The 13,364-nt window shown below is 42.8% G+C and carries 13 protein-coding genes; 12 read left to right on the plus strand and 1 reads right to left on the minus strand.

The annotated features are described in order from the left end of the window. Window positions 1-66 precede the first annotated feature (66 nt). The 7 genes from P3L37_RS14520 to nadD all read left to right on the plus strand — a co-directional run bounded on the left by P3L37_RS14520 (window position 67) and on the right by nadD (window position 7,403). A complete protein-coding gene (locus P3L37_RS14520) occupies window positions 67-807 on the plus strand; it encodes an amino acid ABC transporter permease (RefSeq protein WP_109913204.1) in 741 nt (246 codons plus the stop codon). Between the two features lie 4 nt (window positions 808-811). After that, entirely contained in the window at window positions 812-1,489 is a 678-nt protein-coding gene (gltK, locus tag P3L37_RS14525) for a glutamate/aspartate ABC transporter permease GltK (protein WP_109913215.1), read from the plus strand. Further along, entirely contained in the window at window positions 1,486-2,211 is a 726-nt protein-coding gene (locus P3L37_RS14530; protein ID WP_004257041.1) for an amino acid ABC transporter ATP-binding protein, read from the plus strand. The genes gltK and P3L37_RS14530 overlap by 4 nt, the downstream gene beginning before the upstream one ends. A 350-nt stretch (window positions 2,212-2,561) precedes the next feature. Beyond that, window positions 2,562-5,144, plus strand: coding sequence for a leucine--tRNA ligase (gene leuS / locus P3L37_RS14535; RefSeq protein ID WP_109913205.1), 2,583 nt, complete (start codon window positions 2,562-2,564; stop codon window positions 5,142-5,144). Between the two features lie 30 nt (window positions 5,145-5,174). Beyond that, complete coding sequence (gene lptE / locus P3L37_RS14540) at window positions 5,175-5,714, plus strand: LPS assembly lipoprotein LptE (protein WP_004908937.1); 540 nt, start codon at window positions 5,175-5,177, stop codon at window positions 5,712-5,714. After that, the gene (holA, locus tag P3L37_RS14545) at window positions 5,714-6,745 is read left to right on the plus strand and encodes a DNA polymerase III subunit delta (protein WP_109913206.1); all 1,032 of its coding nucleotides are present in this window, start codon (window positions 5,714-5,716) and stop codon (window positions 6,743-6,745) included. The genes lptE and holA overlap by 1 nt, the downstream gene beginning before the upstream one ends. Continuing rightward, the gene (nadD, locus tag P3L37_RS14550; protein WP_109913207.1) at window positions 6,738-7,403 is read left to right on the plus strand and encodes a nicotinate-nucleotide adenylyltransferase; all 666 of its coding nucleotides are present in this window, start codon (window positions 6,738-6,740) and stop codon (window positions 7,401-7,403) included. The genes holA and nadD overlap by 8 nt, the downstream gene beginning before the upstream one ends. Here the strand turns inward: nadD and P3L37_RS14555 are convergent. After that, entirely contained in the window at window positions 7,391-8,035 is a 645-nt protein-coding gene (locus tag P3L37_RS14555; RefSeq protein ID WP_231136567.1) for a DUF1722 domain-containing protein, read from the minus strand. The genes nadD and P3L37_RS14555 overlap by 13 nt on opposite strands. Before the next feature lie 344 nt (window positions 8,036-8,379). Here P3L37_RS14555 and rsfS point away from each other — a divergent pair, with 344 nt between their 5' ends. The 5 genes from rsfS to rlpA are packed head-to-tail and all read left to right on the plus strand — an operon-like array spanning window position 8,380 to window position 13,233. Beyond that, window positions 8,380-8,706 carry a ribosome silencing factor gene (gene rsfS, locus P3L37_RS14560; RefSeq protein ID WP_080641496.1) on the plus strand — a complete coding sequence of 109 codons (327 nt, stop codon included), beginning with the start codon at window positions 8,380-8,382 and terminating at the stop codon, window positions 8,704-8,706. Between the two features lie 2 nt (window positions 8,707-8,708). After that, window positions 8,709-9,179, plus strand: coding sequence for a 23S rRNA (pseudouridine(1915)-N(3))-methyltransferase RlmH (rlmH, locus tag P3L37_RS14565; RefSeq protein ID WP_004908925.1), 471 nt, complete (start codon window positions 8,709-8,711; stop codon window positions 9,177-9,179). A gap of 32 nt (window positions 9,180-9,211) precedes the next feature. Continuing rightward, a complete protein-coding gene (mrdA, locus tag P3L37_RS14570; RefSeq protein WP_238562722.1) occupies window positions 9,212-11,101 on the plus strand; it encodes a peptidoglycan DD-transpeptidase MrdA in 1,890 nt (629 codons plus the stop codon). Between the two features lie 37 nt (window positions 11,102-11,138). Next, window positions 11,139-12,251: a peptidoglycan glycosyltransferase MrdB gene (mrdB, locus tag P3L37_RS14575; RefSeq protein ID WP_109913209.1), complete on the plus strand. Its 1,113-nt coding sequence runs from the start codon at window positions 11,139-11,141 to the stop codon at window positions 12,249-12,251. A 13-nt stretch (window positions 12,252-12,264) separates the two neighbouring features. Then, window positions 12,265-13,233: an endolytic peptidoglycan transglycosylase RlpA gene (gene rlpA, locus P3L37_RS14580; protein WP_004908915.1), complete on the plus strand. Its 969-nt coding sequence runs from the start codon at window positions 12,265-12,267 to the stop codon at window positions 13,231-13,233. Window positions 13,234-13,364: the final 131 nt, after the last annotated feature.

Consider the following 13,364-nt stretch of genomic DNA (forward strand, 5'->3'; position numbering starts at 1 on the left):
TCCCCGCCTTGCATCCTCTTTTACGACAGTATTCGGGAATTTCATTGCCCACAGGAAGTCAATATTATGTCTATTAATTGGAATTGGGGGATTTTCCTTCAGGAAGCCCCTTTTGGGAATACCACCTACTTAGGGTGGTTAATATCTGGCCTCGAAGTCACCGTAACACTTTCTATTTGCGCCTGGATCATCGCATTTTTAGTCGGTTCATTTTTCGGTATTTTACGTACCGTACCTAACCGCTTTTTAGCTTTTTTAGGTACCGCTTACGTAGAGTTATTCCGTAACGTACCGCTTATCGTACAATTTTTTACTTGGTATTTAGTTATTCCAGAACTTCTCCCTCGTTCAATCGGGGATTGGTTTAAAATGGAATTGGATCCTAATTATCAATTCTTTATTTCCTCAATGCTTTGCCTTGGGTTATTCACCGCAGCACGAATGACTGAGCAAGTACGTGCAGCCATTCAGTCACTGCCTAGAGGGCAAAAAAGTGCCGCACTCGCAATGGGGCTCACTTTGCCACAAACCTATCGCTACGTTCTATTACCCAATGCCTATCGGGTCATTTTGCCACCAATGACCTCAGAAATGTTGAACTTGGTTAAAAACTCAGCCATTGCGTCAACCATTGGCTTAGTCGATATGGCGGCACAAGCAGGAAAGCTATTGGACTATTCTGCTCACGCATGGGAATCCTTTACCGCAATTACATTAGCTTATGTCGGTATTAACGTCATTATCATGATTTTGATGACGTTATTAGAGCGCAAAGTTCGCTTACCAGGCACCATTGGAGGGCGATAAAATGATGTATGAATTTGATTGGAGCTCAATTGCTCCGAGTATGCCCTTTTTAATCGATGGCTTCATTGTCACTGCGAAAATTACACTGACCGCGATAGTGGTGGGAATTTTGTGGGGAACGGTTTTGGCCGTGATGCGGTTATCCACATTCAAGCCAATCAGCTGGTTTGCAGCCCTGTATGTGAATACATTCCGTTCTATTCCGTTGGTTATGGTTTTGCTGTGGTTCTACTTAATCGTTCCTAGCTTATTACAAAATGTTCTAGGCTTATCACCAAAAAATGATATTCGTTTAATTTCTGCAATGATAGCCTTCTCTCTTTTTGAAGCAGCTTATTATTCTGAAATTATTCGTGCGGGTATTCAAAGTATTTCACGAGGACAAGCTTCTGCGGCGTTAGCTTTGGGAATGACAAATATGCAAACCATGCGGCTCGTGGTATTACCGCAAGCCTTTAAAGCCATGGTGCCGCTGTTGTTAACTCAAGGAATTGTTCTGTTTCAGGACTCATCCCTCGTGTATGTACTCAGTTTGACAGACTTTTTCCGTACTGCCACCAATATTGGTGAGCGTGATGGGACACAAGTAGAGATGGTACTGTTTGCGGGTCTGGTGTACTTTATTATCAGTTTTGGCGCTTCTATGTTAGTGAATTATCTTAAGAAAAGGACTGTTTCATGATAACCCTGAAAAATGTATCCAAATGGTATGGCCAGTTTCAGGTGCTTACAGACTGCACAACTGAAGTTAAAAAAGGTGAAGTTGTGGTTGTGTGCGGGCCATCTGGTTCTGGTAAATCCACATTAATAAAAACAGTAAATGGTTTAGAACCAATTCAACAGGGTGAGATTTTTGTGAATGATATTCAAGTTAATAACAAAAAAACTGACCTTGCAAAACTTCGCTCTAAAGTTGGGATGGTATTCCAACACTTCGAGCTATTTCCTCATTTGTCGATTATTGAAAATCTGACATTGGCGCAAGTTAAAGTATTAAACCGCGATAAAAAAGAAGCTGAAGCAAAAGGTTTGAAATTATTGGAACGCGTGGGTTTATCCAGTCATGCCAATAAATTCCCAGCTCAGCTTTCAGGGGGACAACAACAACGTGTCGCTATTGCTCGAGCGCTGTGTATGGATCCTATCGCCATGTTGTTCGATGAACCAACATCGGCCCTTGACCCTGAAATGATCAATGAAGTACTCGATGTTATGGTTGAGCTCGCCAATGAAGGAATGACCATGATGGTGGTGACCCATGAAATGGGCTTCGCCAAAAAAGTGGCTAATCGCGTTATTTTTATGGATGAAGGCAAGATTGTCGAAGACAGTAAAAAAGAAGACTTTTTCGCTAACCCACAATCTGATCGTGCAAAAGATTTCCTCGCAAAAATTCTCCATTAATCTTTCTCAGGGAGCCATTAGGCTCCCTAGCCTTAACACACATTCATGCGGGGCAATATTGTTGCACTATGAGTATTGCCTAAGCGAATAAATCAACAACAACTTGCTGAATTTGAAATAGTTCACGAAACCACTACCATTTCACTGTTTTTTTAGTTAAGTTGTTTGGTTATCAGCGTAAAATATCCTGATCCGTTCCCCGAAAAACAATATCCAGCTTCCCCCTATTAGGTTCAGCTAATCAACTATTGTTGTTTTCGGTGTAGATCCGCTATGCTATGCGGATCTCAATTAAGAAAGACATTCACGCTACAGATGTAGCCTTTATTCACCATAGGATTATCGGTGCCATGCAAGAACAATATCGTCCAGAAGATATAGAGCCTAAAGTACAGCGTCACTGGGATGAAAAAGCAACTTTCAAAGTGACAGAAGACAACAGCAAAGAAAAATACTATTGCCTGTCCATGCTACCTTACCCTTCTGGTCGACTACACATGGGCCACGTACGTAACTACACCATGGGTGACGTTATCTCTCGTTACCAACGTTTGTTGGGGAAAAACGTTCTCCAACCAATTGGTTGGGATGCGTTTGGTCTGCCTGCTGAAGGTGCTGCGGTTAAAAATAATACTGCTCCTGCACCATGGACTTACGCCAATATCGATTACATGAAAAACCAGCTGAAAATGCTCGGTTTTGGTTACGATTGGGATCGCGAAGTCACCACTTGTACTCCTGAATATTACCGTTGGGAACAATGGTTCTTTACTAAACTGTATGAAAAAGGTTTAGTGTACAAAAAAACCTCTGCGGTTAACTGGTGCCCTCACGACTTAACTGTTTTGGCGAATGAACAAGTGGTTGATGGCTGCTGCTGGCGTTGTGACACCCCTGTTGAGCGCAAAGAAATCCCACAGTGGTTTATTAAAATTACCGACTACGCAGAAGAGCTGCTCAACGACCTCGACAAATTAGATGACTGGCCAGAGCAAGTCAAAACCATGCAGCGCAACTGGATCGGCCGTTCCGAAGGGACTGAGATCACATTCAATGTTGCAGACCGTGATGAAACCTTAACAGTCTATACCACTCGCCCTGATACCTTTATGGGGGCAACTTATGTGGCTGTTGCAGCGGGTCACCCTCTGGCTAAAGAAGCCGCGACAAATAACCCTGAATTAGCCCAATTTATTGATGAATGCCGTAACACCAAAACTGCGGAAGCGGATATGGCGACCATGGATAAAAAAGGCATGGCAACCGGCTTATTCGTTATTCATCCATTAACCCAAGAAAAACTGCCAATTTGGGTCGCTAACTTTGTTTTAATGGAATACGGTACTGGCGCAGTTATGGCCGTTCCTGCTCACGACCAACGTGACTGGGAATTCGCCCACAAATACAACTTACCCATCAAAGCGGTTATTGCCGATGCTGATGGCAACGAGCCTGATTTATCCCAAGAAGCGATGACTGAGAAAAATGCACTGATTAACTCAGGTGAATTCAGTGGATTAGACCACCAAGCGGGTTTCAATGCTATTTCAGATAAACTCGTTGCTCTGGGTGCTGGTCAACGCAAGGTAAACTACCGCTTACGTGACTGGGGTGTTTCACGTCAACGCTACTGGGGTGCTCCAATCCCAATGGCAACATTGGAAGATGGCACTGTGGTTCCGGTTCCTGAAGATCAGTTACCTGTCATTTTGCCAGAAGATGTCGTAATGAACGGTATTACAAGCCCGATTAAAGCAGATCCTGAATGGGCTAAAATGACCATTAATGGTCAACCTGCATTACGTGAAACCGATACCTTCGATACCTTCATGGAATCTTCTTGGTACTATGCTCGTTATACCTGCCCGCAATATGACGACGGCATGTTAGACCCTGAGGCAGCAAACTACTGGTTACCGGTTGACCAATATATTGGTGGTATCGAACACGCCATCATGCACTTAATGTATTTCCGCTTCTTCCATAAGTTGATGCGTGATGCAGGGTTAGTCAACTCCGATGAACCAGCAAAACGCTTACTGTGCCAAGGCATGGTGCTGGCTGATGCATTCTACTACACAGGTAGCGATGGCCAACGTGTTTGGGTTTCCCCAGCCGATGCCATTGTTGAACGTGACGACAAAAACCGTATAACTAAAGCGGTAGACAATGAAGGTCATGAACTGGTGTATACCGGCATGAGCAAAATGTCTAAGTCGAAAAACAACGGTATTGACCCTCAATTAATGGTCGAAAAATACGGTGCGGATACTGTTCGTCTGTTTATGATGTTTGCTGCTCCACCAGAGTTAACCCTTGAGTGGCAAGAATCCAGCGTTGAAGGGGCTAACCGCTTCGTGCGTCGCGTTTGGCGTTTAGTGCATGAGCATTCACAAAAAGGTGCAACTTCACCTTTAGATATCAGCACATTAACACCAGAACAAAAAGACTTACGTCGTGACCTGCACAAAACAATCGCGAAAGTCTCCGATGATTTCAGTCGTCGTTATGCATTTAACACTGCGATTGCCGCTATCATGGAATTCTTGAACAAATTAGTTCGTGCACCACAGGAAACTGAGCAAGACCGTGCATTAGTACAAGAGTCTCTCGAAGCAATCACACTGATGCTATCTCCAATCATTCCACATGCTTGCTTTGAAATGTGGAAAGCGCTCGGTCACCAAACAGACATCGATTTCGCACAATGGCCAGTTGCTGATGAAACAGCCATGATTGACGATACCAAACTGGTTGTCGTTCAAGTTAATGGCAAGGTTCGTGGTCGCATTACCGTTCCGGCTGATGCAAACCAAGAATTTGTCCTAGATATGGCAAAAAATGAACCGAGCGTAGCGAAATACCTTGAAGGTGTTAGCATCCGCAAAGTAATCTATGTCCCAGGCAAATTGCTTAACCTTGTTGTAGGTTAATATTAGGTTATTGGCTGATAAGGAGGCCAGGTGCGTTATCTGATAACTTTATTTTTGAGCTTAGCGGTACTAGTCACCGCAGGTTGCGGTTTTCGTCTTCAAGGAACAACTCAAATTCCTGAGGAACTGAGAACATTGCAGCTAAGTTCAAGTGACCCATATGGCTACCTTACAAGGGCGCTTAGGGAGCAACTGCGGCTCAATAACGTGACCATTCTCGAAACGGGAAGAGCCGGTGTCCCCATTTTGAAAGTTTTGAGCTCTAATGAAAACACTGAAACTGTGTCCGTTTATCAAGATGGTAAAGCGGCAGAGAAACAATTAACACTGGTAATGAATGTGCAAGTGTTGATGCCTGATGGAGCTATCTATCCTTTACAAAGCCGTGTTGAACGCACTTTCTTCGACAACCCTTTAGAAGCGCTTGCGAAAGATGCTGAAAAAGAAATTGTAAGACAAGAAATGCAAGAACAAGCTGCACGTAATATTGTACGTAAATTATTGCTTGTTCATTCAGCAGAACTTGAGAAGGCAAAAAACCAAGCGGCTGATGCGAATACTCAACCATAATGACGCGTATCTACCCTGAACAGCTGGCCTCTTCGTTACAAGAGTCTCTAAGAGGCCGCTATTTAATATGGGGCAATGAGCCCCTTCTTCTTCAAGAAAGCCAAGATGCCATCCGCAAAGCGGCACAAGAACAAGGCTTTGAGGAACATTTTTCGTTTGCTCTTGAGCAAAATACTGACTGGGATGAAATTTTTAGTCTCTGTCAAGCTTTAAGCCTGTTTGCTAGCCGCCAAACACTCACTCTGCTGTTGCCTGAAAATGGCCCTAACGCTGCCATGGCAGAAAAGTTGAATCAACTGGCGCAGCTACTCCATTCAGACCTACTTCTTGTGTTACGCGGCCATAAACTCACGAAAGCACAAGAAAACAGTGCTTGGTTTAAAGCGATTAGCCAAGACGCCATTTATATCAGTTGCCTGACCCCTGAATATCAACGGTTACCACAATGGGTTTCTAAACGCGCCTACAGTATGCGGCTTTCTTTAGAAACCGAAGCTAACCAACTACTTTGCTATTGTTATGAAGGGAATTTACTTGGCTTAGCGCAAGCACTTGAACGGCTATCCCTTCTTTATCCTGATGGTAAACTCACCTACCCTCGTGTCGAAAGTGCCGTGAATGATTCTGCGCATTTTACGCCCTATCATTGGGTTGATGCCCTATTGGCTGGTAAATCGCGCCGTTCTTGGCATATTTTAGAGCAACTGCAACAAGAGGATGTTGAGCCCGTTATATTATTGCGCTCAATCCAACGCGATCTGATGCTGCTAATTACATTGAAACGCCAATCTGTAACAATCCCATTAAAAACATTGTTTGATCAGCACAAAGTTTGGCAAAACCGCCGAGGTGTACTCACTGAAGCCTTACAACGCTTAACACTGCATCAATTGCAATCCGCATTAATGTTATTAACGCAAGCAGAAATCAATATAAAACAAGATTTTAGCCATTCTCCATGGCCTGACCTGCAATCACTGTCTATGCTATTATGCGGCAAAGCATTTGCAGAGAATTTTATTCATGAGTAATTCATTTTCAAAACAGCATAACTTACTAGCGTTATTCGGTGGAACATTCGACCCCATTCACTTTGGACATTTACGCCCTGTGCAAGCCCTTGCTCAGCAAGTTGGGCTCGAAAAAGTGATCTTGCTACCAAACCACGTTCCCCCCCATCGCCCACAACCAGAAGCAACTCCATCACAACGTTTAGAAATGGTGAAGTTAGCAATACAGGATAACCCTTTATTTGCTATCGATACGCGTGAATTAGCGAAAAATAGCCCTTCTTATACGATAGAAACTCTCGCTGAACTACGTCAAGAAATTGGGCCAGAAAAGCCCCTTGCGTTTATTATTGGTCAAGATTCTTTATTGTCGATTAATAAATGGTACGGTTGGGATCGAATTTTAGATAACTGTCATCTATTAGTCTGTTCGCGTCCGGGGTATGCCACTCAATTTTCCGACCCTATAATGCAAAACTGGCTGTTAGAACATCAAACAACAGACCCGATTGCTTTAAATCAAACGGCCAATGGGTACATTTTTATTGGGGATACCCCATTGGTAAATATCTCTGCAACAGAGATCCGCGAAAAATTAAGCTCGGGCGACTCTTGTCACGAATTAATTCCAGATGCGGTTTTGCAATATATTCATCAACAGCACCTTTACCAACAATAAGGGAGCTCTCTTATTGAACAACTATTAGGATATGGCTCAAAAATAACTTGCTCCATTAAATAGCTGTCTGGGTATTGAACAAGCAATTGCTTCATCATCTCTAATGGCCTGTTTAGTGGTAAATTACCCGCTAAATAGTCATTAATCAGCCATAATAAGCGTTTTTTCTCATCTTTCGTGGCTTTATGTTTGAAATAGCCTTGCATATGGCTCAACGCATTAACTTCAATGTTTTTTGCTGGCACTGCCGCCAATATTTCCATTAAACAGGCTTTATATTGATTAAAAAAACACACAAGATCGGTACTACTTTTAATACTCGCCACTAAACGCCCTGTATACTGATAGCCAATAGGTGAATACGCCATGATGAGATATTTATGGCAACTATGAAATTGAATCATGTTGTGATGTGTTAAATCGTTATATAAACCATCTAATCTTTCTATCGTATACAATTTCGTTAAAAAGCAGTCCCACAACGCTATATCTTGTAGCTTATCATCCGTTAATATCGGAATATTCGCAGGGAATAATCCTTGTAATTTAACAAGTTGCTGTCTAGAGCAAATAATACCATTAACTTTATTTTGCATCCGCTCATAGGTGAGGTTCGTTACAAATTCAACCATAGAATTCACCTGTGGATGAATATTAGCGGATAGATGATTAATTCCTTCAAATATAAAAACTTTTGGTTTAATTATTTGCACAATACATGTCTCATTCTAAAATATTTGTCAGGAGTACAGTTTTTAGCGTTATTTTGTAAAGTTAGCACAAACTTCTTGCTCAAATGTACGGATATCCCTATAAATTTCACTCCACGATGAATAAAAAATAATTTAGCCGATTTTTCTTAAAATCTAGGGTAAAATAGCAGGGCTGTTAATATGTTTACTTTGTTATCAGCGATTATTTTATCTACAAACTACAAACAGTGTTTAACGTGATATTCTGTTTATTTGAATAAAAGGTGAACCTTTTGCAAGGAACTGAACTCCAACAATTTATTATCGATCAGCTTGATGATGCTAAAGCAGAAGATATCATTACTATCGATGTTCAAGGGAAATCAAGTATTACCGATCAGATGATCATCTGTACAGGGACATCAAGTCGCCATTTGATGTCAGTCGCTGACAGGTTAATCGAAGCTTGCCGTAAAAATGGTTTAATGCCATTAGGTGTTGAAGGGCAAGGTATTTCTGATTGGATAGTCGTCGACCTTGGCGATGCCATTGTTCATATTATGCAAGATGAGAGTCGTCGTATGTATGAATTAGAAAAGCTCTGGAGCTGAGTTTGAAATTACAGCTCATCGCCGTTGGAACAAAAATGCCGGACTGGGTCCAGACCGGCTTTATGGATTACCTCCACCGTTTTCCTAAAGATATGCCATTTGAATTAACGGAAATCCCTGCAGGAAAACGCGGGAAAAATGCAGATATAAAACGCATTCTAGAAAAAGAAGGCGAATTAATGCTCGCAGCTGTAGGTAAAGGAAATCGCATCGTCACCTTGGATATTCCAGGCGATCGTTGGGACACCCCAAAACTTGCCGTACAACTCGATAAATGGAAACAAGATGGCCGTAATGTCAGCTTATTAATCGGTGGTCCCGAAGGCCTTGCACCTGCTTGTAAAGCGGCGGCAGAGCAAAGTTGGTCACTATCACCACTAACGCTCCCCCATCCACTGGTTCGTGTTCTTGTTGCCGAAAGTCTTTATCGCGCATGGAGTATTACGACTAACCACCCTTATCACAGGGAATAGTCAGGTTTAAATATGTTCAAAATGGCAATGGGATGAAAACACAACGCACCCCTTTTCGCGACCATACCGCTGAATCAGTTTTATTTATCCGCCGAGCGCTTATCGCCTTCGGTGTGATTGTCATTTTAACGTCTATTCTTGTGACCAATTTGTATCACTTACAAATTGTCCGCCACGAAGATTACCAAACACGGTCAAATGATAACCGAATCAAATTGGTGCCTATTGCACCAAGCCGTGGGATTATTTATGACCGCAGAGGGACTCAACTCGCCCTTAATAGCACGTTTTACCAGCTAGAAATCGTGCCGGAAAAAGTCAGTAATCTGCAAGAAACCTTAGATAACCTTCGTAATGTAGTAGATTTAACTGACGAAGACATTACTAATTTTGAAAAAGAGCGTAAGCGCTCACGTCGGTTTACCTCTATTGCATTGAAAACCCAGCTCAACGAAGTTCAAGTTGCTCGTTTTGCCGTTAATCAGTACCATTTTCCCGGTTTAGAAGTCAAAAGTTACCAACGACGCTCTTACCCATATGGTTCAGCATTAACCCATGTGATTGGTTATGTGGCAAAAATCAATGACAAAGATGTTGAACGTCTTGATAAAGAAGGTTTATTACCTAATTATGCTGCTAGTCATGATATCGGTAAATTAGGTATTGAGCGTTATTATGAAGATGTCTTACACGGTAAAACCGGCTATGAAGAAGTGGAAGTGAATAGCCGCGGTCGCGTTATTCGACAATTGCATGAGCAACCACCGCAAGCAGGTCGAGATATCTACCTCACTATTGACCTTGAATTACAAATTTATATCGAAAAACTGTTAACCACCAGCCGTGCAGCCGTAGTGGTCACTGACCCACGTAATGGCGAAATTTTGGCTCTGGTATCTAATCCAAGTTATGACTCTAACTTGTTTGTAAACGGCATCTCAAATAAAGATTACCAAGCGTTATTAAATAATCCTGACAGACCGCTGATTAACCGAACAACTCAAGGGTTATATCCCCCTGCATCGACAGTAAAACCCTTTATTTCTGTTGCGGCATTAAGTGAAAAGGTCATCACACCGAATACGACCATTTTTGACCCTGGTTGGTGGCAATTGCCGGGCTCCGAAAAACGTTACCGTGACTGGAAGCGCTGGGGGCACGGTAAGCTGAATGTTTCAAAGTCAATCATTGAATCAGCGGATACTTTCTTCTATCAAGTGGCTTATGATATGGGGATTGATCGTATTTCTGAGTGGATGGGTCGTTTTGGTTTTGGTGATTATACCGGAATTGACCTTGCAGAAGAACGTTCTGGTATCATGCCAACCCGTGAATGGAAACAAAAACGCTATAAAAAGCCTTGGTATCAAGGCGATACCATTCCAGTTGGGATTGGGCAAGGCTATTGGACAGCAACACCAATTCAAATGTCAAAAGCATTAATGACATTAATCAATGATGGCCAAGTTAAAACCCCACATTTGCTTTACGGCACAAAATTGGGTAATGCCATGGTGCCTTATGAAGACAAAGAAACCAAACAAATTGGCGATATCAATTCCGGTTTTTGGGAGCTAGCGAAGCATGGAATGTACGGTGTCGCTAATGCACCGAATGGTACTGGACGCCGTAGTTTCATTGGTACCCCTTATAAAGCGGCAGCAAAATCAGGTACTGCGCAGGTCTTCAGCTATGAAACCTATAATGCCAGTAAACTTGCTGAGCACCTACGCGACCACAAATTGATGATTGCTTATGCTCCGTATGATAAACCCACGATTGCCGTTGCAATTATTCTGGAAAACGGGGGCGCGGGCCCAGCAGTCGGTGACATTGTGCGGCAAATATTTGACCACGTTCTTCTTGGTGATAACCGTACTGAAGTCGCGGTGTCAGCAACTAATGCAGGAGAAGACCGCTGATGCATAATCCTAATAATAACAATGAGCTATAAAGAATATGACAGACGATAAGAAAAAAATTTCGTTATCCACACGTCTGCATATAGATGTGCCTATGCTGCTAATTATTATCGCGTTGCTTGCATACAGCGCATTTATTATGTGGAGTGCTAGCGGCCAAGATCCTGAAATGATGGAGCGTAAATTAGGGCAGATAGCGACAGGCTTCGTCGTTATGATAGTAATGGCGCAGATCCCCCCTAGAATGTATGAAAATTGGGCGCCTCACCTGTTTATCTTCTGCGTTATTTTACTGATTTTTGTTGATGTTTTTGGGCAGATAAGTAAAGGGGCACAGCGCTGGTTAGACTTGGGTTTTATTCGGTTCCAACCCTCTGAAATTGCAAAAATTGCCGTCCCTTTAATGGTCGCTCGTTTCATGAACCGAGACCTATGCCCTCCTTCATTCAAAAATACATTAATTGCACTCGTATTGATTTTTGTACCAACATTATTAGTGGCTGCACAGCCTGACCTTGGTACCTCGATTTTAGTTGCAGCTTCAGGCCTATTCGTTTTGTTCCTTGCCGGAATGAGTTGGCGGCTTATTGCTGTTGCCGCCATTGCGCTCGCCGCCTTTATTCCACTACTGTGGTTCTTTTTAATGCATGGTTATCAAAGAGCCCGTGTCATGATGTTATTAGACCCAGAAACTGATCCACTAGGCGCTGGTTACCATATTATCCAATCAAAAATTGCGATTGGTTCTGGTGGATTAATGGGTAAAGGTTGGCTACATGGCACACAATCACAACTTGAATTTTTACCGGAAAGACATACCGACTTTATTTTTGCCGTGTTAGCAGAAGAACTTGGCTTAGTCGGTGTGCTTATTTTACTTGGTTTATACCTTTTATTGATTATTCGTGGGCTTTATATTGCTGCTAGCGCACAAAATACTTTTGGTCGGGTTATGGTTGGTGGTTTGATCTTAATCCTTTTTGTCTATGTATTTGTGAATATCGGTATGGTCAGTGGTATATTACCAGTGGTTGGTGTTCCCCTCCCTTTAGTGAGCTACGGGGGCTCCGCTTTGATTGTTTTAATGGCTGGATTCGGTATTATCATGTCGATACATACACACCGAAAATTCCTTTCCAAAAGTTTATAAAATGAGGCTTAGTATGCGTTTACAATGGATAATGCTTGGCGTCACCGCCGCGCTACTTAGTGGCTGTGTGACAGACGAAGTTAAACAACCAGCCCAAGTGCCAACCAATGTACCCACTCAAGATGTATTAGGTGCAGAGCCTCATTATGAGCCGTATCATCCAACTGCCAATAATGATTACTCACGTAATGGTCAACAGTACCAAATCGTACGCGACCCGTCACAATTTAGCCAAGTGGGTTATGCGTCTATTTATGGTGCGGAGTCTGCAGGAAATATGACTGCGATTGGTGAACGTGTTAATCCAGTGGAATTAACTGCAGCTCACCCAACGTTACCGATCCCTAGCTATGTCCGCATCACCAACATGATGAATGGCCGGATGATGGTCGTGCGTGTTAATGATCGTGGGCCTTATACGCCAGGAAAAAGTATTGCGGTGTCACGTGCAACCGCTGACCGCCTGAATTTAATGCCAACGACAAAAATTAAAATTGATGCCATTCAAGTCGCTCAAGACGGCACTTTGTCAGGAACTGGAACCGTTGGCTCTAATTTTGTGAAACAAAGCTATGCATTGCCGGGGCGCCCGCAATTAGGTTCTGGCCCAATGGGTACCCCTGTGATGGAGAACTTGCCAACGCCAGAAAATACATTGCCCGTTCAGCAACCAAAAGAGCCGATGCAGCCTACGATGCCTGACATGAGCTTACAAACACCAACGCCACCACCAACAACAACGGAAGAAGTGGTTCCTGAGCGTGGTTTTCTCGTTCAAGCAGGCGCCATTAGTAGCCAAACCAATGCACAAAATATGCTGAATGAATTGAAAACACAGTTTAATGTTCCTGGGCGGTTACAACCCTATAATGGCATTTACCGAGTACAGTTAGGACCATTTAGTACAAGGCAACAAGCCGTTGAGGTTCAAGGCCGTTTACAGTCTGAAAAAAATCAATCGTCAATGGTCGTTGCGCCTTAGTACAACGTAGCTTTAGGTTGCTCCATTACATTTGATGCAACCTAAAGTTAGGCAATGTTAAACTGACAAAAAAATCATTGGTACAGTGCAAAAGTGGCTTTTTTCTTATCCCATTCTTTTGCTAAACTGCG

It is taken from the genome of Providencia sp. PROV114 (assembly GCF_032704305.1).
Classification (GTDB): domain Bacteria; phylum Pseudomonadota; class Gammaproteobacteria; order Enterobacterales; family Enterobacteriaceae; genus Providencia; species Providencia rettgeri.